This window comes from Flexivirga aerilata (assembly GCF_013002715.1).
In the GTDB taxonomy this organism is placed as follows: Bacteria; Actinomycetota; Actinomycetes; order Actinomycetales; family Dermatophilaceae; genus Flexivirga; species Flexivirga aerilata.
Genome location: NZ_JABENB010000001.1, coordinates 1,400,919 through 1,419,460, shown reverse-complemented (window position 1 = coordinate 1,419,460; position 18,542 = coordinate 1,400,919). Strand labels below are relative to the sequence as shown.

The 18,542-nt window shown below is 68.0% G+C and carries 19 protein-coding genes, 3 tRNA genes and 1 pseudogene; 7 read left to right on the top strand and 16 right to left on the bottom strand.

Features of this window, described 5'->3' with window-relative positions; genetic code table 11:
- Window positions 1-3: 3 nt before the first annotated feature.
- The 4 genes from meaB to HJ588_RS06730 all read left to right on the top strand — a co-directional run bounded on the left by meaB (window position 4) and on the right by HJ588_RS06730 (window position 4,677).
- Window positions 4-990: a methylmalonyl Co-A mutase-associated GTPase MeaB gene (gene meaB, locus HJ588_RS06745; RefSeq protein WP_171153302.1), complete on the top strand. Its 987-nt coding sequence runs from the start codon at window positions 4-6 to the stop codon at window positions 988-990.
- A gap of 143 nt (window positions 991-1,133) precedes the next feature.
- Entirely contained in the window at window positions 1,134-2,039 is a 906-nt protein-coding gene (locus HJ588_RS06740; protein WP_343036621.1) for an endo-beta-N-acetylglucosaminidase H, read from the top strand.
- A gap of 93 nt (window positions 2,040-2,132) precedes the next feature.
- Window positions 2,133-3,467, top strand: a complete 1,335-nt coding sequence (locus tag HJ588_RS06735) for a lipase family protein (protein ID WP_171153300.1) — start codon at window positions 2,133-2,135, stop codon at window positions 3,465-3,467.
- A gap of 13 nt (window positions 3,468-3,480) precedes the next feature.
- The gene (locus HJ588_RS06730; RefSeq protein ID WP_171153297.1) at window positions 3,481-4,677 is read left to right on the top strand and encodes a GNAT family N-acetyltransferase; all 1,197 of its coding nucleotides are present in this window, start codon (window positions 3,481-3,483) and stop codon (window positions 4,675-4,677) included.
- Between the two features lie 67 nt (window positions 4,678-4,744).
- On the opposite strand, the gene HJ588_RS20150 is transcribed toward HJ588_RS06730, so the two are convergent.
- The 3 genes and pseudogenes from HJ588_RS20150 to HJ588_RS06715 all read right to left on the bottom strand — a co-directional run bounded on the left by HJ588_RS20150 (window position 4,745) and on the right by HJ588_RS06715 (window position 6,884).
- A complete protein-coding gene (locus HJ588_RS20150; RefSeq protein WP_425483546.1) occupies window positions 4,745-5,182 on the bottom strand; it encodes an MFS transporter in 438 nt (145 codons plus the stop codon).
- A gap of 238 nt (window positions 5,183-5,420) precedes the next feature.
- Window positions 5,421-5,867: pseudogene (locus tag HJ588_RS20145) on the bottom strand (AfsA-related hotdog domain-containing protein); the annotation flags it as partial.
- 162 nt (window positions 5,868-6,029) lie between these two features.
- A complete protein-coding gene (locus tag HJ588_RS06715; RefSeq protein ID WP_171153295.1) occupies window positions 6,030-6,884 on the bottom strand; it encodes an NmrA family NAD(P)-binding protein in 855 nt (284 codons plus the stop codon).
- A gap of 153 nt (window positions 6,885-7,037) precedes the next feature.
- Here HJ588_RS06715 and HJ588_RS06710 point away from each other — a divergent pair, with 153 nt between their 5' ends.
- Window positions 7,038-7,430 (top strand): winged helix-turn-helix transcriptional regulator, encoded by a 393-nt coding sequence (locus HJ588_RS06710; RefSeq protein ID WP_171153293.1) that lies wholly within the window; start codon window positions 7,038-7,040, stop codon window positions 7,428-7,430.
- 597 nt (window positions 7,431-8,027) lie between these two features.
- Here the strand turns inward: HJ588_RS06710 and rplA are convergent.
- The 5 genes from rplA to HJ588_RS06685 all read right to left on the bottom strand — a co-directional run bounded on the left by rplA (window position 8,028) and on the right by HJ588_RS06685 (window position 11,179).
- A complete protein-coding gene (rplA, locus tag HJ588_RS06705; RefSeq protein WP_171153290.1) occupies window positions 8,028-8,756 on the bottom strand; it encodes a 50S ribosomal protein L1 in 729 nt (242 codons plus the stop codon).
- Between the two features lie 248 nt (window positions 8,757-9,004).
- A complete protein-coding gene (gene rplK, locus HJ588_RS06700) occupies window positions 9,005-9,436 on the bottom strand; it encodes a 50S ribosomal protein L11 (protein WP_171153287.1) in 432 nt (143 codons plus the stop codon).
- A gap of 100 nt (window positions 9,437-9,536) precedes the next feature.
- Window positions 9,537-10,463 carry a transcription termination/antitermination protein NusG gene (nusG, locus tag HJ588_RS06695; protein WP_425483545.1) on the bottom strand — a complete coding sequence of 309 codons (927 nt, stop codon included), beginning with the start codon at window positions 10,461-10,463 and terminating at the stop codon, window positions 9,537-9,539.
- 361 nt (window positions 10,464-10,824) lie between these two features.
- Window positions 10,825-11,070, bottom strand: coding sequence for a preprotein translocase subunit SecE (gene secE / locus HJ588_RS06690; RefSeq protein WP_171153285.1), 246 nt, complete (start codon window positions 11,068-11,070; stop codon window positions 10,825-10,827).
- Window positions 11,071-11,106: 36 nt separating this feature from the next.
- A tRNA-Trp gene (locus HJ588_RS06685) sits at window positions 11,107-11,179 on the bottom strand.
- Between the two features lie 247 nt (window positions 11,180-11,426).
- On the opposite strand from HJ588_RS06685, the gene HJ588_RS06680 reads away from it, so the two are divergent.
- Together HJ588_RS06680 and HJ588_RS06675 are read left to right on the top strand one after the other, a co-directional pair.
- Entirely contained in the window at window positions 11,427-13,196 is a 1,770-nt protein-coding gene (locus tag HJ588_RS06680; RefSeq protein ID WP_171153283.1) for an RICIN domain-containing protein, read from the top strand.
- Window positions 13,197-13,266: 70 nt separating this feature from the next.
- Window positions 13,267-14,307, top strand: a complete 1,041-nt coding sequence (locus HJ588_RS06675) for an adenosine deaminase (RefSeq protein ID WP_171153281.1) — start codon at window positions 13,267-13,269, stop codon at window positions 14,305-14,307.
- Window positions 14,308-14,452: 145 nt separating this feature from the next.
- Here the strand turns inward: HJ588_RS06675 and HJ588_RS06670 are convergent, their stop codons facing one another.
- From HJ588_RS06670 to HJ588_RS06635, 8 genes are all read right to left on the bottom strand, one after another.
- Window positions 14,453-14,914 (bottom strand): hypothetical protein, encoded by a 462-nt coding sequence (locus tag HJ588_RS06670; protein WP_171153279.1) that lies wholly within the window; start codon window positions 14,912-14,914, stop codon window positions 14,453-14,455.
- Window positions 14,915-14,955: 41 nt separating this feature from the next.
- Complete coding sequence (locus tag HJ588_RS06665) at window positions 14,956-16,044, bottom strand: UDP-N-acetylmuramate dehydrogenase (protein WP_171153277.1); 1,089 nt, start codon at window positions 16,042-16,044, stop codon at window positions 14,956-14,958.
- Entirely contained in the window at window positions 16,044-16,505 is a 462-nt protein-coding gene (locus HJ588_RS06660; protein ID WP_343036620.1) for a MaoC family dehydratase, read from the bottom strand. Before HJ588_RS06660 ends, HJ588_RS06665 begins: the two co-directional genes overlap by 1 nt.
- Window positions 16,498-16,941 carry an FAS1-like dehydratase domain-containing protein gene (locus HJ588_RS06655; protein ID WP_171153272.1) on the bottom strand — a complete coding sequence of 148 codons (444 nt, stop codon included), beginning with the start codon at window positions 16,939-16,941 and terminating at the stop codon, window positions 16,498-16,500. The genes HJ588_RS06660 and HJ588_RS06655 overlap by 8 nt, the downstream gene beginning before the upstream one ends.
- A 194-nt stretch (window positions 16,942-17,135) precedes the next feature.
- Window positions 17,136-17,306: a 50S ribosomal protein L33 gene (rpmG, locus tag HJ588_RS06650; protein WP_171153271.1), complete on the bottom strand. Its 171-nt coding sequence runs from the start codon at window positions 17,304-17,306 to the stop codon at window positions 17,136-17,138.
- Between the two features lie 54 nt (window positions 17,307-17,360).
- A tRNA-Met gene (locus HJ588_RS06645) sits at window positions 17,361-17,434 on the bottom strand.
- 46 nt (window positions 17,435-17,480) lie between these two features.
- A tRNA-Thr gene (locus HJ588_RS06640) sits at window positions 17,481-17,553 on the bottom strand.
- Between the two features lie 75 nt (window positions 17,554-17,628).
- Entirely contained in the window at window positions 17,629-18,498 is an 870-nt protein-coding gene (locus HJ588_RS06635; protein ID WP_171153268.1) for a MaoC/PaaZ C-terminal domain-containing protein, read from the bottom strand.
- Window positions 18,499-18,542 lie beyond the last annotated feature (44 nt).

Genomic DNA, 18,542 nt, shown 5'->3' with positions numbered 1-18,542 from the left:
CTGATGGCACGACCCGCCGTCGACGTCGGGGCGCTCGCCGATGGTGTGCGCCGCGGTGACCGCGCCTCGGTCTCGCGGGCGATCACCCTCGTCGAGTCGTCGCTGCCGAGACATCGCGCATCGGCTCGCGCACTCATCGGCGAGCTGACGTCCCTCGCCTCGAAAGATGTCGTACGAGTGGGCATTTCGGGCGTGCCGGGCGTCGGCAAGTCAACCTTCATCGAAGCGTTGGGCGCTCGTCTCACCGCAGCCGGTCACCGGGTTGGCGTGCTCGCCGTCGACCCGTCAAGTGTGCGCACCGGCGGGTCGGTGCTCGGCGACAAGACCCGGATGGCGACGCTCGCGGCCGATCACCGGGCTTTCATCAGGCCGTCGCCCTCCGCGGGGACTCTCGGCGGCGTCGCCCGCGCGACCGCGCAGGCGATGACGGTGCTCGAGGCCGCGGGTTACGACGTGGTGCTGGTGGAGACCGTGGGCGTCGGGCAGTCCGAGGTGACCGTCGCCGGAATGGTCGACACCTTCCTCTTCCTCACCCTCGCGCGCACCGGCGACCAGTTGCAGGGCATCAAGAAGGGCATCCTCGAGATCGCCGACGTGGTCGCGGTCAACAAGGCCGACGGCGACCGGGTGGTCGAGGCGTCGGCGGCAGCCAAGGACCTCTTCGCCGCGCTGCGGCTCGTGCGCAGTGGTGACGACTGGATCCCGCCCGTCCTGACCTGCTCGGCGCTCACCGGAGAGGGCATCCAGGAGGTCTGGGATCGCGTTGTGCGGCATCGGGATTCGCTCGGCGAGCAGGGACTCGCCGCGAAGCGGGCCCAACAGCAACTCGACTTCGCATGGGCGCTCGTGCGCGACGAGCTCGAGCAACGCCTGCGCCACTCCCCCGGGGTGGCCGCGATCCGGGAGCAGGTGCGCCAGGAGGTGCTGGACGGCTCGCTCCTCGCGACCGCCGCGGCCGACCGGTTGCTCGCGGCATACGACGAGGACTGACGCGCCTTCACGGCCACGAGCCATACCTAGCTTTCCTGGGTCGACGACCTTTTACCGAATCCTGATCCTTCGGCCGATCCCACAGCACTACTAAACCGGTACACTGGTGAGGCACCAACGGTTCCCGCACCAAGGAGGCCGCCGTGCCCCTCGCCATCTCGCGTCGCTCCCTGCTCGCCGCCGTCCCCGGCATAGCCCTCGCCGGCAGTGTCGCCACCGCGCCCTCCGCACGCGCGTGCGGCGCCGGCACCAAGTCCGGACCGCGCACGATCTGTTACGTGGAGGTCAACTCCAACGAACTGGCCAACGCCGGTCGCTACTCGCTCGCCCGCAGCGGGGCGCCGCTCTTCGACGTCGCGGTGATCTTCGCCGCCAACATCAACTACGACGGCCGGGCGGCATACCTCTATTGCAACCCGCAGGTGCAGTCGACGCTCGACAACGCCGCGACTCAAATCCGCCCCCTGCAGCAGCGCGGCATCAAGGTGCTGCTGTCCGTGCTCGGCAACCATCAGGGCGCCGGCGTCTGCAATTTCCCGACCGAGCAGGCTGCGTCGGCGTTCGCCGAACAGCTGGCCGCGATCGTCGATCGCTACGGACTCGACGGGATCGACTTCGACGACGAGTACGCCGACTACGGCGTGGGCGGCACCGGGCAGCCCAACGCCTCGTCATTCGTGCAGCTGATCACCGCACTGCGTCGGGCGATGCCGGAGAAGCTCATCAGCTTCTACTACTACGGGCCGGCAGCCTCCCGCACCACCTACAACGGCGTGCAAGCCGGCCCGTCGATCGACCTGTGCGGCAACGCGATCTACGGCACCTACTCGGTGCCGAACGTGCCCGGCATAGGCAAGGCGGCGCTCTCCCCCGCGGCCGTGAAACTGTCCGAGACCCCGTCTTTGACGGCCGCGTCGTTCGCCACGCGGACGGTGAGCGACGGCTACGGACTGTTTCTGACCTACGACCTGCGCGGCGGCGATCAAAGCGCCTACCTGTCGTCCTTCTCCGGCCCGCTCTATGGCGAGTCGGCCGTCTACAGCGGCTGAGTCCGCTCCGATCGGCCGGGCGTAAAGGTCCACCTACGGGTTACGTGTGAGTAACCTGAGTGTGTTCCAGGACACACCCGTGAAGGATTCGTCATGCGCCTGCCCGCCCGTTCGCCGTTCACCCGATCGCTGCTCGCGTCGTCCGTCGCACTCGGCACAGTGGGCGCCGCTGCGTTCTCACTGAGCGCGCCCGCCTCCGCCGAGACCTCGCGCGGCGTCGAGATCCCCGCGTTCTACAACGCGCCCGCGAGCGTGCCGGCCGCACCGGGCACGCTGATCCGCTCCGAGCCGATGCCGCTCGCGGTCAATCTGCCAGTTGTGTTTCCTGGCAAGGCAACTCGGATGATGTACTCCTCCATCGACTCGTCCGGGAAGCCGGTCGCGGTCACCGGCGCCTTCATCCAATCGACCAAGCCGTGGACCGGGAGCGGGCCTCGGCCGGTCGTGGCGTTTGCGGTCGGCACCATCGGGCAGGGTGATCAGTGTGCCCCGTCATACGGCTTGGAGCATCCGGTCGTGCTCGGGATCGGTTCTGGCGGCAACACGTTCGGCATCAACTACGACATGACTCAGATGTCGACGCTGCTCAACCAGGGCTATTCGATCGCGCTGACCGACTATGTCGGGCTCGGCGCCACCGACCGGCTGCACACCTACGTCAACCGGGTCGACCAGGGGCATGCCCTACTCGACGCCGCCCGAGCGGTGCGGTCGCTCGGCGTGCCGGCGACTACGCCGATCGGTGCGTGGGGTTACAGCCAGGGTGGCGGCGCGGCTGCTTCGGCGGCCGAGTTGCAGCCGGGTTACGCCCCCGATGTGCCGCTCAAGGGCGCGTATGCCGGTGCCCCGCCCGCCGACCTGGCCGTGACCCTGAAGGGCATCGACGGCAATCTCATCGCCGGCGTGATCGGCTACTCCCTCAACGGTTTTGCCCAGTCCTATCCGCAGATCCGCCCGGTGGTCGACGCCAACATCAACGCCGCCGGCCGCGCCGCGTTGCAGGACATCTCGACCCAGTGCATCGGCGACACGATCGGCTCCTACGCCTTCCGCAAGACGTCTTCGTGGACCAACAGTGGCAAGAGCATGAGCGACATCATCGCGGCCAACCCGGCCGCCAAGCAAGTGCTCGACGAGCAGCGGATCGGCCGCTCGCGACCGGCTGCCCCGGTGCTGGTCACCTCGGACATCGGCGACGGCACGGTGCCGCACCCGCAGGTGCGCCAGCTCGCCGTCGACTGGTGTGCCAAGGGCGCCAACGTGACCTACCGACCGTTCGGGCTGCCGGACCCCACCGGTGACAAGGCTGCCCTGCATCACGTCGCCGGCATCCTCGAAGGGCTGCCCGGTGCGCTCACCTGGATGAAGGGCCGGCTCGCCGGTCAGACCGTGCCGTCGGGCTGCGCGACGCTGCCGGCTCAGCCCTGAGTAGTTTGGCGGTATGTCGATCAGCGTCCGCCAGCTCACCGCCGCCGACCGGGAGGCCGACCTCGGGCTGTCGATCGAGGCGTTCGGCGAGCGTCCGATCGGCACCCCTGCCCCGGCGGAGCCTGCGCCATACCCTCCGAAGGGGTGTGTGAGTTTCGGTGCCTGGCAAGATGATTCGCTGGTCGCGAAGGTGCGCTGTCGCGACTACGAGTCGCACCTGCCGGACGGGCGGACCATCCCGACACTCGGCATCGCGGGTGTCACCGTGCGTGCCGAAGAGCGCGGAATCGGCCTGCTGTCAACACTTTTCGACTCGGCATTCGCACGGGCGCGGGAGGTCGGCCAGCCCATCTCGACGCTCTATCCGACCGCACCCGGCATCTATCGCCGGTTCGGCTATGAGCTCGTCGGCGCGTTGACCACGCTGGAGTTCACGAGTAGTCAACTGGCCAATCTTCGGCCACCAGAAGGCATTTCACTCCGCCGGGCCACGCCTGCGGATCTCGATACACTCCGCGCGCTCTACACATCCTGGGCATCGGATCTGCTCGGCCCGCTCACCCGCGGCGGACCGTCCGAGCCGATCTTCGCCGAGAGCATGTTCGACGACGTCACGGCGGTGACGATCGCCGAGGACGCCACTGGTCCGGTCGGCTGCGCCTGGTGGAAGCGCGGTGTCAGCGCCGACCCGGCAGTGGCCGTCGTCGAGGTGTTCGACCTGCTCGCCGCCTCCCCGGACGCGGCTCGTGCCCTGTGGCGAATGCTCGCCAGCTTCTCGTCCGTCGCGGGGCGGGTGCGCGTCGAGACGTCATTGCCCGATCCGGTGATGAGTGTGCTCCCGGGTGAGACGGGCAAGGTGGTCGACGAACACCGTTACATGCTGGCGATTCTCGACGTTGCGGCGGCGTTCGAGGCGCGCGCGACCAGCGGCGCCCTGAGCGCGACCCTGCCGTTCCAGGTCAGCGGCGGATATGCCAACGGCGTCGACGGCAGCTATCAGCTCGGAGTCAGCGACGGCCAAATCGCCTGCAGCAGAATAGAGTCCGGCGACGGTCCGACGTTCACCGCCCGCGGTCTCGCGGCGCTGTATGGCGGCGCGCTCCGCTGCGCTCAGCTGCGCCGGGCCGGCCTGCTGTCGGGCCCGAGCAACGACGACGCCGCCTGGGATGCGCTCTGCTGCACGCCGACACACATCCGCGACTACTTCTGAGTCTTCCATCCGGCATGGAGACCTCGGTGTCGACCGAACCGGACGCAGAGCCTTCCACAGCATTCAGCTACACGTTTGGAGAGCTGTTTCTGTCCAGGACGACGGCTGGGATGAGGACGGCTGTGATGACCGCGGCGATGAGACAGAAGGCGCTTGCGATCCGGGACTCGATGTCGGTGGCAACCACGCTTCCCAGGACTGCGACGCCGAGGACTCCACCAGTTTGGCGTGCGGCGGACAATGTTGCGGACGCCGAGGCAGTGAGTGCGGGGGGAACGTCGGTGACCGCGGCGCCGGATACTGCCGGGACGGCTAGGGCGATGCCGACCCCCATTGCCAACAGGCCCGGGACGCAGGTCAGGTATGCCGAGGTCGACCCTATCGGGGCGAGTAGCAACGACGCGGCCGCTAGGACTGCCATCCCCCATAGGAGAGGCGGCCATGGTCCGCGACGACCGATGATCCTGCCTGCCCACCGCGGTAGCAGCACGCACAGGACGAGCATCGGGATCTCGGCGACTCCGGTCAGTATGTCTTGCTCCCACTGCTGGCGGCATCTGGGGACCGGTTGCTTGGGCCGGTAGGGATCGCCCAGCCACTGTCGAATCGGCCAGTGCCCTGCCCAGCACCGAAGCGGCCAAGGCGCGTTCGATCCGTGCGAGACGGTTGGTGGGCACGGCCGTGTGCTGGACTTGCGCCCTGGCGACTTCGGCGCCGACCTGCTCGAACGACACTGCGACGGTTGCGCGCAGGCTGCCGTCCCCGGTGCCTGCCGACGACGCGACATCGACGGTAATGCTCGTCGCTACTGGGAAAGCGAACCGCAGAAAGGTCATCGTGATCGCGTCAATCACGAAGTAGTGCGTCCCCGGTGCGGAGTCGCTCAGCACGAATTTTTCAGTGACGGCGAGGAATGCCTGGCGCGCGGCCTCGGTCAACACCATGCCCTGCAGGTGCATGCCGGTGCGGTGGTCGGCCATGATGTCGCACTCGCCATCGATGATCAGCTGCATCTGGAAGCGGTTCTGATCGACGCGAATCGGGTCGCCAATCAAAACGTTTCGCTGGATTCGCTTGTGCGACAACTCCTGCCCGGTTCGCGCGCTAGGTGAGGTTGCCTCGACAAAGTCGATGTTCGCGTTCTGCTCGAGCGACCGCCGCCGCAGCGCCTCCAGTCCGTCGCTGGTCACGCCTTCGCCGACGACCACCCGTTCGGGCAATCTGCCCGGCTCGCCGTGATCCAACAATGACGCCAGTTGCCCCACTGTCAATACGCGATCCAACACGGCGAACTCGGCGAACGCGTCGCCCACGAGCAGTACATTCACGACTTCCCCCCACTACGGCGCGGCTTAGAACTGTCCAGCGAATTGGCGCAGGAACGTGGTCAGGCTGGCTGCCGGCCGTCCGGTGACCTTTTCGATGGGTCCGGGCAAGACCGCTGCCCCGTAACCGGCGCGGTAGATCCCGTAGAGTTCGACGAATGCGTCTGCCAGCCACGGACTTAGCCCGCTGCTGAGCATCCCCTCTCGCGCATCGTCGGGTGCGACGTCGACGAACGTGACATCCTTGCCCAACTCCTGGCTGAATAGTGCGGCAACCTGGGCGAAGGTGAACGCGTCGGGACCGGTGATTTCGTAGATCTCGTTGTCGTGTCCAGTCTGAGTGAGAGCGGCGGCGATCACGGCGGCCACGTCCCTGACATCGGTGAAGCTGATCGCCCCGTCGCCGGCAGGCGCGTACAGAGTGCCGCTGTCACGTACGGTCTGCGCCGACGCCAGGAGCGTTTGCATGAACAGGTTCGGCCGCACGAACGTATAGACCAGGCCCAGGCTCTTGATCAACTCTTCGGTCTTGAAATGCTGCTGCGGCAACTTGATCGGCGCGTCAGGTCCGGCGCCCAGGCCGGAAAGTTTCACCACGTGGCTCACTCCGGCGTCCGCCGCTGCCTGCACAAGGGCCCTTTCGCGCTCGAACATGTCCTCGCCGGCCGAGGTGATCAGCGCCAATTTGTCGGCGCCCTCCAACGCCTCTCGAGCAGATCCGGTGTCAGCCGGCTCCAGAACGCGCCAGGCCATGTCCGGCTCGCCGGCATGCGCCTGCCGGCTCAGACCAGCGACCGAAACGCCCTGCGCGCGGAGAATCCGAACGACCTCGGAACCGACGTTTCCTGTTGCCCCACTTACTGTAATCATCTGTTCATCCACCCTCTTATTGGCTGTGGTATCCGTCACACCGTGCCGCGGAGTCGAAACGATTCTTTCGACCGCGTCGGCACGCAGCAACTATCTGCTAGGCTCACGGCCCTGGGGAAGAGCGCACTTCAAAGTGCGTTGCTGGGGAGGGATGGTGCCTATCACATGAGACGCCTTGCAACCGAGAAGATCGAAGAGTTCAACGCATATTTCGAAAGCTGCCCGAGTCGGAAACTTCTCGAGCGCATCTCCAATAAATGGGCGGTGCTGATCATGAGCCGCCTATCCGAGAGATCGATGCGGTACTCAGAACTCTCCAAGGACATCGCGGGAATCAGTGAGAAAATGCTCACACAGACTCTGCGCGCCTTGGAGCGAGACGGGTTCGTTGTGCGGACCGTCACACCTTCGGTTCCACCTCGCACTGACTACGACCTGACGGAATCCGGAAGGTCCTTGAGCGTCGTAATCACTCAGTTGAAAAGTTGGGCGGAAACCCACATCGATGTGATCGAAATCGCACAACGGGAATACGATCGGTCTCAATCGAACGCGTGACCCGGCCCACCGGTGCGACCCGGAAGGAATGCCGCGGACGCCGCTGCGGCGGTGAGCCGCCGGATCCTCGGCCCGCGACATGGCGAACCATCGCGACGTGGTCGCAGCGCGTGACCACGTGATCTTGCTGCGCACAACGGGGCAGTGCATCACGCACCCGAAAGTACGTTCTTCCGCACCACCGACTGGATAACGGGCTGCATCTGTTCCACCAACGCCCCACCATCACATGATCGAGATCGTCACATCCCTCGTCGAGCGCACCCGGACGACGAACGTCGTGGCGCATGACCCAACCACGAATCGCTCCGGGTTGATGCCGCGTCCTGGTGAGGCCGAAGGAGGCGAACCATGCACACGAAGCTCGCGCCGAGCATCATGGAGCGATACGTGCCCAGCCGAGTGAGCAATCCACGGCACCAGCACTCGTCGGCCCCGGTGGAACCCGGGCCCGGGATGAAACCTGCACCGACGGGACCGGGCCGGCAGATGCTCGGGCGCGTGGTCAGGCACGAGCCGAGCACCGCCATACCGAACAAACCGGCCGCCCACCCCTGACGGGGTGAGCGGCCGAATTGTGTTGACCTAGAACGTAACTCAGGCTTCCTGAGTCGCAGCCGCGTCCTCGGACAGCAGGTTGCGCGTCACCGAGGCGTCGAGCGGGATGCCCGGGCCCATCGTGGTCGACATCGTCGCCTTGGAGATGTAACGACCCTTGGCGGCGGCCGGCTTCAGACGCAGGATCTCCTCGAGCGCTGCCGCGTAGTTCTCCACCAGCGCCTTCTCGTCGAACGACGCCTTGCCGATGATGAAGTGCAGGTTGGAGTGCTTGTCCACGCGGAACTCGATCTTGCCGCCCTTGATGTCCGAGACGGCCTTGGCGACATCCATCGTCACCGTGCCCGTCTTCGGGTTCGGCATCAGACCACGCGGGCCGAGCACCTTACCGAGGCGACCGACCTTGCCCATCAGGTCCGGGGTGGCAACGACCGCGTCGAAGTCGGTCCAGCCACCGGCAACCTTGTCGATCATGTCGTCCGAGCCGACGAAGTCGGCGCCGGCAGCCTCCGCCGCAGCAGCCTTGTCACCGTTGGCGAAGACCAGCACGCGGGCGGTCTTACCGGTGCCGTGCGGCAGGTTGACGGTGCCGCGCACCATCTGGTCGGCCTTGCGCGGGTCGACACCGAGACGGAACGCCACCTCGACGGTCGAGTCGTACTTGGTCTTGGCACCGGACTTGGCGAGGCGCACCGCCTGCAGCGGGGCGTACACCTTGTCGCGGTCGATCTGCTCGGCCGCAGCCCGGTAGTTCTTGCTGTGCTTCATGTGGTTCTCCTAGTGGGATTGTGGTTGTGCGGGCTGAAGCAGCCCTTCCACGGGTATGACGAGGAGGCTCAGGCCTCCGCGCCTTTTGTCGGCCTTCCTCGGACTCCGCTTCGGCCGGGTGCTCGCACGCTCGCCCCCAACCTCCGCTACATCCTTCGTCAGGCCTCCGTTTTCTTTGTCGGCCTTCCTCGGACTCCGCTTCGGCCGGGTGCTCGCACGCTCGCCCCCAACCTCCGCTACATCCTTCGTCAGGCCTCCGCGTCGATGCCCATCGACCGGGCGGTCCCGGCGATGATGCGCGCGGCGTTGTCGATGTCGCCGGCGTTGAGGTCCTGCATCTTCATCTCGGCGATCTCGCGCACCTGGTCCTTGGTCAGCTTGCCGACCTTGGTCTTGTGCGGCTCGCCCGAGCCCTTGGCGACGCCCGCTGCCTTCTTGATCAGCTCAGCGGCCGGCGGGGTCTTGGTAATGAAGGTGAAGGACCGGTCTTCGTAGACCGTGATCTCGACCGGGATGACATTGCCGCGCTTGTCCGCCGTGGCGTCGTTGTACGCCTTGACGAACTCCATGATGTTGACGCCGTGCTGACCGAGCGCGGGGCCAACCGGCGGGGCAGGGGTTGCCTGACCGGCCTGGATCTGCAGCTTGATGAAGCCGGCGACCTTCTTCTTGGGAGGCATATCTCTTGGTGTTCCTTTTCCGTGGGCCTACGCCGTGGGCGATGACCCGGTTGCAGGTGCCCGAACGAGCATTCCTCGCGGGCGGGTGGAAGCCTTCGGCTCAGATCTTGGCGACCTGGTTGAAGGCCAGCTCGACCGGGGTCTCCCGGCCGAAGATCGAGACCAGCACCTTGAGCTTCTGGGTGTCGGTGTTGATCTCGGAAATCGTGGCGGGCAGCGTCTCGAAGGGGCCCTCCATGACGGTGACCGACTCGCCCACGCTGAAGTCAACGTCGACCGGCCCGCTGGACTTCCCGGACGACGCGGCGGCCGGCGCACCCGCGGCGGCACCGCTGGTGGTCTCGGTCGTGGCGTCCTCGAAGACCGGGTTGAGCATCGTGACGACCTCGTCGATCGACAGCGGCGACGGCTGGTGGGCGTTGCCCACGAAGCCGGTGACGCCCGGGGTATGGCGAACCGCGCCCCAGCTCTCGTCGGTCAGGTCCATCCGCACCAGCACGTAGCCGGGCATCCGCACGCGGGTGCCGGTCTTGCGCTGGGAGTTCTTGATCTCGGTGAACTCCTCCATCGGCACCTCGACGCCGAAGATGTAGTCCTCCATGTTGAGGCTGGTGATGCGGGTCTCCAGGTTGGCCTTCACCCGCTTCTCGTAGCCGGCGTAGGAGTGGATGACGTACCAGTCACCGAACTGCGACTTCAGGTCGGCGATGAACGCCGCGCGCTGCTCCTCGGCGGTGAGCGCCGGCTCCTCGGCGTCCTCCGAAGCAGCCTCGTCGTCGGCTGCGACGTCCTCGCCCAGGTCGGCGGCCTCGCCGGCCACCTCGGCCTCGGCCTCGTCGTCGGTCTCGGCGCCGTCGACTTCTTCCTCGTCGCGCTCGGCGTCCGCCTCCGCGGCGGAGTCGGCGTCGGCCTCGGCGATCTCGGCGTCGACCTGCGGGTCGTCGGCGACCAGCTGCGCGGCGGCCGCGTCGTCATCGGCGTCGCCGGCGTCCACGGCCTCGTCACCGTCGAGGTTGATCGCCTCGATCTCGGCCGGGTCCTCGGGGTCGGCGCCCTCGCGGGTCGCGCCCTCGGCCTGCTCGGTGTCGCTGTCCCCGTCGGCGATGTCGAGGTCGTTCTCCATGCCCTCGAGCATGTCGTCGGCGTCGGCCTGGTGCTCGTCCGCGTCTGCAAGGTCCAGCGCGTCCGCGTCCTGTGCGTCCTCGGCCTCCAGGTCGGCGTCCCACGCCTGCGCCTGGGCGTCCTCGGTCTGCACCTCGATGTCCCGCTCCTGCGGGTCCTCGACGCGGTGCTCGGAGGTCCTCTCGCCTGTCATTGCCCTGCTTCCCTTGATATCTCTCGCCGTTGTGCCGTCGGATCACGCGGATCCGACGGGTGGTGCCGATGCGTCAGCCGAACACCCAGCTGATCAGGCGCACGATCAACTGATCGAGCCCGACCACGAACGCCATGATCAGCGCCAGGAAGACGATCAGCGCGAGCGTGTAGTTGACCAACTCGTCGCGGGTCGGCCGCACCACCTTGCGCAGCTCGTCGATCACCTGACGGATGAACAGGATGATCTTCGCGAAGAAGCCGCCCGAGGCCGCCTTGCCCTCGGCCGAGCCGCGCTTGGACGCGGTGCTCGTGCTCACGATGATCCTTACTTCCGCCGGTTGTTCTGCGTCTTGCAGGGCACGAGGGACTTGAACCCCCAACCCCCGGTTTTGGAGACCGGTGCTCTGCCAATTGAGCTAGTGCCCTTCAGTGCTGGGCCGGTGTCCGCCGGTTGGAAAGCGGACATGACTCAGCTTGGTTGTCGTCAACCACCCGAAGTGCGAGTGTACGCGACCGGCCGTCACCAAGGCCAACCGGCAACGACCGCAGGAGGTTCCGCCGCCCGGGGTGGCGCCGACAGTGACGCCGACGAGGCCGCACACCGATGATTCTTGCTGAAGTTTTTGATCGCTATCAGTCAACTAACATCATGGACGGCCTAATCTCGATGACTATGGATCTCCGTCACCGCCTCCTCATCATCGGCGCCTGCTCGGCCGGGCTGGCGCTGGCCGCCGGCACCTTGCCCGCCGCGCAGGCGGCACCCGCGCCCGCGCCGTCATACACCGTCACGACGGGCACCATCGGGCAGTACCGCTACCCGACCGACACCCCCGCGTTCCCGTTCATCGACAGCAACGGCCAGTTCTACTTCCAGCAGTCCGCCGCGCTGTATGGCGCGAACGACCCGCATGAGTGGGAGTTCTACCGCGGCACGGACATGGACAACGCCGCCAAGGATGTCCCGCTGAGCACCTCGGCCGACCCGGCCAACCCGCAGGATCGTAACGACAACACGGTATGGCGCTGCCTGAACGGCCCGACCGGCCGGATCGCGACCAGGGCGCCGGCGCCGAGCCGCTATGCCCTCGCCAACTACTGCGACCTGGTCGGTACCTGGGTCGACCCGGACACCGGCAACTGGGTCGGGCTGGTGCACAACGAATTCACCCCGCAGCCGTTCGGCGACGGGCTGCACTACGACGCGATCGACTACGCGGTGTCCACCGATCAGGGCAAAACCTGGCAGATCAAGGGCCAGGCGCTGAGCTCGCCATACAGCGTCAACCGCGACGACCTCGCCGCCTTCCCCCAGCAGACCTACTACTACGGCGACGGGGACCCACGACTGTTCGTGGACCAGAAGTCGGGCTACTTCTACGTCTATTACGGCTCGCGGATCGTCGACAAGGGCGGCAGCTGGGGCGGGTTCACCGAGCACGTCGCGCGGGCCTCGATCTCAGCCAAGATGGCGACCGGATCCTGGCAGAAGTACTACGACGGCACATGGCAGCAGCCGGGCGTCGGCGGCAAGGAGAGCAACGTCGTCTCGGTGCAGACGTCACCGACCGGTTACACCGACCCGGCCAAGGAGTACGACCCGCAGAATCCCGGCACCTGGAAGCAGCAGCAGGCGGCCGGCACGATGCCGCCGAACTCCGACCTGTTCATCCTGAACATCACCTGGAACGCCTACCTCGGCAAGTACATCGGCACGCCCGAGCGGCAGGTCGACGACACCCCGCAGAAGATCTACGCCACCGACGACCTGGCCAACCCGCGGTGGACCCTGATCGGTGACACCGGCCCGACCTACCGGACCAGCTCCTGGTATCGATGGTTCATCGACCCGGTGAGCAAGACGCAGGGCAACACCGTCGGCAAGACCTTCCGCAGCTACTGCTCGATCGCCTGCGCCGGCGGCTCCGACGGTGACTTCGCGACAATCACCATCGACTCGTCCGCCCCCGCCTCGGCGCCGGTGGCGACCGACAAGCCGCACCAGTTGATTTCCCGATCCGGTGGTGTGCTGAGTCAGGGCAAGGGCACCGACCAGGCGGTCGTGTCGACCGGCGACCGGACGGCGCGGGCACGCTGGCGGTTCGTGCCGACCGGCGACGGGGCCTACACCGTGCGCAACCTGCAGTCGGGTCAACTGCTGGGCGTCGACAGCGGCAGCACCGCCGGTCGCGCCTGGGGTGCGCCGGCCACGCTCGGCACGGCGACGGCGTCCGGACCGAGCGCGGGGCAGCAGTGGTTCCTCCAGCCGGACGACCGCGGCAACCTGCGGCTGGTCAACCGCTACAGCGGCCTGGCGCTCGACCTGAACGGCACTGCAGGAGCGGCCGCGCGCACCCAGCCCTACCGCAATTGGGTTGGCACTGCTGGGAATCCGGCCGCGGCCGCCGCCAATCCCGCCACTCAGCAGCTGCGCCTGAAGTAACACGTCATGTCGTCGCACTGGCCAATATCGCTCGAGCTCGGTGTGCGCCGGAGACGCTAGGTTCTGGTGTATGCGGACAAGGGAGCGTGACGTCACGACGCTGCCGAAGGCCCACCTGCACCTACACTTCACCGGGTCGATGCGGATCGCGACCCTGCACGACCTCGCCGACAAGCACGGCCTGCGGTTACCCGAGGCGCTGCTGCAGGGCGGCTGGCCGCCGCAACTGTCGGCCAGGGACGAGCGCGGGTGGTTCCGCTTCCAGCGCCTGTATGACGCAGCTCGCGCCTGCGTGCAGGACGAGTCGGACCTGCGGCGCCTCGTCCGCGAGGCCGCCGAGGACGACGCGGCGGAGGGCTCGCGCTGGCTGGAGCTCCAGGTCGACCCGACGTCGTATGCCGCCCGCCTGGGCGGCATCACCCCCGCCCTGGAGATCGTGCTCGACGAGGCGCGGGCGGCGAGTGAGGACCTGCCGATCGGCGTCGGGGTGATCGTGGCGGCCTCCCGGCTCCGGCACCCGATGGACGCGCGCACGCTCGCCCGGCTCGCCGCGCACCACGCCGGCGACCAGCCGGGACAGGTGATCGGCTTCGGCCTGTCCAACGACGAACGTCGCGGCACGACAACGGATTTCGCGCCCGCGTTCGCGATCGCGGGCAAGGCCGGTCTGGCGCGGGTGCCACACGCGGGTGAGCTGCTCGGGCCGCAGGCGGTCAGCGAGACGCTGGACTCCCTCGACCCGACCCGGCTCGGCCACGGGGTGCGCTCGGCCGAGTCGGACGCGGTGCTGCGGCGGGTCGTGGACTCCGGCGTCGCGCTCGAGGTCTGCCCCGGCTCCAACGTCGCCCTCGGCGTCTACCCGACCCCCGCCGACGTGCCGCTGCGGCGACTGGTCGACGCCGGCGCGCAGGTCGCGCTCGGCGCGGACGACCCGCTGCTCTTCGGGCACCGGCTCGGCGATCAATACCGCTCGGCACGCGACGACCACGACTTCACCGACGCCGAACTCGCCGGCCTCGCGCGGTCGTCCATCGACGCGTCACTCGCGCCCGACGACGTGCGGGCGGCCGCCCGGCGCGACATCGACGCCTGGCTCGCGCGCCCGGCCTGACCGCCGGCAGCGCCCCCCCCCCCCCCCGCGACTGACGGCTTCCTCGGCGAGTGACGCCCGCATCGGACCGTCAGCCGACAAACGGGCCGTCAGTCGGCGCCAGGGTCCGGTCGGGTCCCGGCCCGGGTGGCCTCGGCGTGTGCGGTCACCAGCGCAGCCCGGCCGACTCCAGGCTGGCCTCGACCTCCAACCGGTCGACCGCCGACCACGGGCGCGGCGGAAGATCGTCCAGTTGCAAGGAGCGACAACAGGTTTCGAGCATGTCGTCGTAGGCGAGCGTGGTCGCCTTGAGGCGGTGCACGCGCGCCGCCGCGCGGGAGGTGCGCAGGACACCGAGCTCGGCGTAGAGCCGGGTCAGGTCCGCGGTGAGCTGGGCGATGTCGTGCACCGGCCGCACCGGCAGGTCGGGCGCGCTGCCGCGCCTGCCGCGCACGGGTTGCGGCTGCCACGGCCAGGCGGCCTCACCGCTCATCACCCGCGCCGCGCGCTCGCAGCCGAGCAGCACCGCCGCCGGGGCGATGCAGGCCAACGCGTATTGGGCCAGGCGCATCATCGCGACCTCCTCCGGTCGCGATGCGCCGCCGCGGCGCCCGCGACCGACTTCCATGGTCGCACCGCACCCGCCCGGTGGGGAGACTTTCGCGCGAGCTACAGCTCGTGGCCGACGAAGACCGGCTCGTTGACCAGCTCGACCCCGAACGCCTCGAGCACCCCGTCGCGGACCTGCCGGGCCAGCGCGGCCACGTCGGCCGCCTTCGCATCGCCGCGGTTGGTGATCGCCAGCGGGTGCTTGGTGGAGAGCGCGGCCGGGCCCGGCATACCGAAGCCCTTGTCGAAGCCGGCGTGCTGGATCAGCCAGGCGGCGCTCGTCTTGACCCCGGTGCCCGCCGTCGGCCAGCCCGGCAGCGGTGGCGCGTCGGCGCCGAACCGGTCGGCGGCAGCCAGCGTCAGCTGCTCGAACGCGTTGCCGCTGATGATGGGGTTGGTGAAGAACGAGCCGCACGACCACGTGTCGTGGTCGTCGGCGTCGAGCACCATGCCGCGACGGCGACGCTGCTCCAGCACGGCGTCGCGGGCGTCGCCGAGCGGCACGCGGGCGCCGAGCTCCACACCGAGTCCGCGAGCCAGCGCCTCGTAGCCGACCGGCTGCGACAACTCCGTCGGACGCAGCGCGAAGAGCACGTCGAGCACCACGTAGCGACCGCCGCCGCGAAACGGTGTGCCCTTGAACAGCGAGTGACGGTAAGCGAATTGGCAGTCGGCGTTGGCGAAGGTGACGACCCGCTGCTCCTGCCGGTCGAACACCCGCACTGACGCGATCGTCTGCGCGACCTCCTGACCGTAGGCGCCGACGTTCTGCACCGGCGTCGCACCGGCCAGCCCGGGTATGCCGGACAACCCCTCGACGCCGGACCAGCCCTCGACGCAGCAGCGCGCGACGAAGTCGTCCCACTCCTCCCCCGACGCGACCCGCACGTGAACGCCGCCGCAGTCGTCGGCGGACTCGACCTCGATGCCGGAGTTCGCGATCCGCAGCACCGTGCCGCGGAAGCCGTCGTCGGCGATCACCAGGTTGGACCCGCCGGAGATCACCAGCAACTGCTCGTCCGCGTCGTCGACCTCGCGCACCACGTCGACGATCTCGTCGGTGGACTCGGCGACGACCAGCCGGTCGGCCGGGCCGCCGACGCGCATGGTGGTGAGCGGGGCCAGCTCGACCCCGTCGGCTTCGCGCATCAGGCCAGCAGCTCCGGCTCAGATTCCGGCTCGGATTCCGGCTCAGACTCGGGCTTCGGCGTCAGCGCCACGGTCGCGCGGGCACGCACCAGGACCTTGTCGTCGCCGTGGGTGGCGGTGATGTCGATCGTGGCGGTGTCGTCGGTGACGTCCTTCACGGTGCCGCCGACCTGCAGGTCGGCGCCCCCGTCGTACGACACAGGGACGGGTGCGCTGAACCGCACGCCGTATGACGTGACCCGCCCCGCGTCGCCGAGCCAGTCCACGACCGGCTGGATGGCCGCGCCCATGGTCCACATGCCGTGGGCGATGACGTCGGGCAGGCCGACGGAGGTGGCGAAGCGCTCGTCCCAGTGGATCGGGTTGAAGTCGCCGCTCGCCCCGGCGTAGCGGACCAGGGTGGCGCGGACGACGTGCACGGTGCGGGGCGGGATCTGGTCGCCGGGCTGGAGGTCACTCACCACGAATCACCACCACGGATGTCGTATCGGTGACGACCTCGCCGTCGGCGGTGGTCAACTGCGTGCCCAACGTCACCATCGAGTGGCCGCCGGCCTGCCGGACCTTCTCGATGGTGGTGGTCGCCTGCACCTCGTCGCCCGCGGTCAGCGGACGGTGGTGGGTGAACGACTCCTCGCCGTGCACCAGGCGGCTGAAGTCGATGCCGGCCTCGGGGTCGACCATCGCGGCGGCCTCGCCCTGCTGGGCGATCAGCACCGCGAAGGTCGGCGGCGCGATGACGTCCGCGTAGCCGCGCTGCTTGGCCGCGGCCGGGTCGAAGTGGGCCTGATCGGTGGCGCCGACCGCCGTGGCGAACTCGGCGATCTTCGCGCGCGACACGACATACGGCGGTGACGGCGGGTAAGTGCGGCCCGCCACCTCGGGATTGACTGGCATGCCCGCGAGCCTATCGAGCACGGCGGATCCCACGACCTACTGGTACAACGAAATGTGGACTTGTCACGTGCTAGAGCACGTGACAAGTCCACATTGAGTGGTACTAGTTCGGGCGATTCCGGCGTCGTGGTGACGATCGGATCAGGCAACGAGGAACGAGTTCGCTGATCGAGGAGGAACCGCGACCGAGGACTTCAGCGAGTCTCGCGGTGCAGGGTGTGCTTGCGGTCCCGCGGGCAGTACTTCATGAACTCGACGCGGTCGGGGTTGTTGCGCCGGTTCTTCTTGGTGACGTAGTTGCGCTCTTTGCACTCGGTGCACGCCAAGGTGATCTTGGGGCGAATGTCTGCGCTCTTGCTGGCCACGGCAACCTGCTCTCGAAATTACGTGTCTGTCTTGGGTGATGCGGAAATGTTCAGTAGCGGGAGCGGGGCTCGATCCCGCGACCTCACGATTATGAGTCGTGCGCTCTAACCAGCTGAGCTATCCCGCCTCGGACGGGCCCCGGCCCACGCGAGGTGGACCGTCGGACCCATCGGAGCCCCCAAACGGAATCGAACCGTTGACCTTCTCCTTACCATGGAGACGCTCTGCCGACTGAGCTATAGGGGCCTGCCTGACCGGCGCGTGACTGACTGTCACCCTGCCGAGCAGCGCAGCGAAAAGGCTACCTCACTGCCTCTCCGATCACGAAATCGGCCGCACCTGCCCCCGCACGAGCTCGGTGCCCTTGCGGTGGTTGCGCAGCGCCAGCTCCCACGATCCGTCCTGCCCGCCCTGGTGGGCGACGAGGCGGGTCGTGCCCGGGATGAGGACCGGCTTGCGGAACGACATCGTCGCGACATACGCGTCCGGGAGGCGGTTGTCGATGGCCGCGAGCATCGCCGCCTGGCTCCACATGCCGTGCACGATCGCCGACGGGAAGCCCATCGCCTTCGCGCTGAGCGGGTGCATGTGGATCGGGTTGACGTCGCCGCTCACCGTGGAGAACTGCCGGCCGAGGTCACCGGGCAGCCGCCAGATGATCCCGGGGCCGTCCGGGGCCTCGTCCTCCTCGGGCCGCGGCGGCACGTCGCCGTCGATCCGCTGACCGCGATAGAGGTATGTCGCCAGCCCCTCCCAGACGAGCTCGTCGCCGACGTGCACCTGCGAGACGACGTCGACCTGCACGCCGCTCTTGTGCGGGCGGGCGTTGGTCGCCCACGTCGACAGGTCGAGCGTCTCGTCCATGGTCACCGGCCGGTGGACGGTCAGCGTGTTGTCGAGGTGCACGCTGCCGACGAGCGGGTACGGATACTTGCCTTGCGTGAAAAGCGTTACCTGCAAAGGGAATACCAGGTTGTGCAGGTAGGTCGCGGGCAGCTGCTCGCGCAGCGTGTAGCCGCACACGTGGTCGTAGTCGGCGAGCGCGCTGGGGTCGACCTTCACGCCCTTGCGCACGACCTTGACGTCGGGCAGGCCGCCCTTGCCGCGGCGGCCGCGCGACGACGCGACCGCCTTGGCATAGAGCTTGCCCAACGACGGCGCGGACTTGAGTTCGATCACTTTCGTACTCATCGAGACATCACCGTTCTTGGAGTCGGGGTCCCCGCGAAGTATCG

Excerpts from the sequence above, each read along its gene's own strand:
- HJ588_RS06665 (WP_171153277.1), bottom strand. The coding sequence starts at position 16,044 with ATGCGCGAAGCCGACGGGGTCGAGCTGGCCCCGCTCACCACCATGCGC.
- HJ588_RS06655 (WP_171153272.1), bottom strand. The coding sequence starts at position 16,941 with ATGCCAGTCAATCCCGAGGTGGCGGGCCGCACTTACCCGCCGTCACCG.
- HJ588_RS06675 (WP_171153281.1), top strand. The coding sequence starts at position 13,267 with ATGCGGACAAGGGAGCGTGACGTCACGACGCTGCCGAAGGCCCACCTG.
- HJ588_RS06735 (WP_171153300.1), top strand. The coding sequence starts at position 2,133 with ATGCGCCTGCCCGCCCGTTCGCCGTTCACCCGATCGCTGCTCGCGTCG.
- HJ588_RS20150 (WP_425483546.1), bottom strand. The coding sequence starts at position 5,182 with ATGCTCGTCCTGTGCGTGCTGCTACCGCGGTGGGCAGGCAGGATCATC.
- HJ588_RS06670 (WP_171153279.1), bottom strand. The coding sequence starts at position 14,914 with ATGGAAGTCGGTCGCGGGCGCCGCGGCGGCGCATCGCGACCGGAGGAG.
- HJ588_RS06710 (WP_171153293.1), top strand. The coding sequence starts at position 7,038 with ATGAGACGCCTTGCAACCGAGAAGATCGAAGAGTTCAACGCATATTTC.
- HJ588_RS06635 (WP_171153268.1), bottom strand. The coding sequence starts at position 18,498 with ATGAGTACGAAAGTGATCGAACTCAAGTCCGCGCCGTCGTTGGGCAAG.
- rplA (WP_171153290.1), bottom strand. The coding sequence starts at position 8,756 with ATGAAGCACAGCAAGAACTACCGGGCTGCGGCCGAGCAGATCGACCGC.
- HJ588_RS06730 (WP_171153297.1), top strand. The coding sequence starts at position 3,481 with ATGTCGATCAGCGTCCGCCAGCTCACCGCCGCCGACCGGGAGGCCGAC.
- meaB (WP_171153302.1), top strand. The coding sequence starts at position 4 with ATGGCACGACCCGCCGTCGACGTCGGGGCGCTCGCCGATGGTGTGCGC.
- HJ588_RS06680 (WP_171153283.1), top strand. The coding sequence starts at position 11,427 with ATGGATCTCCGTCACCGCCTCCTCATCATCGGCGCCTGCTCGGCCGGG.
- rplK (WP_171153287.1), bottom strand. The coding sequence starts at position 9,436 with ATGCCTCCCAAGAAGAAGGTCGCCGGCTTCATCAAGCTGCAGATCCAG.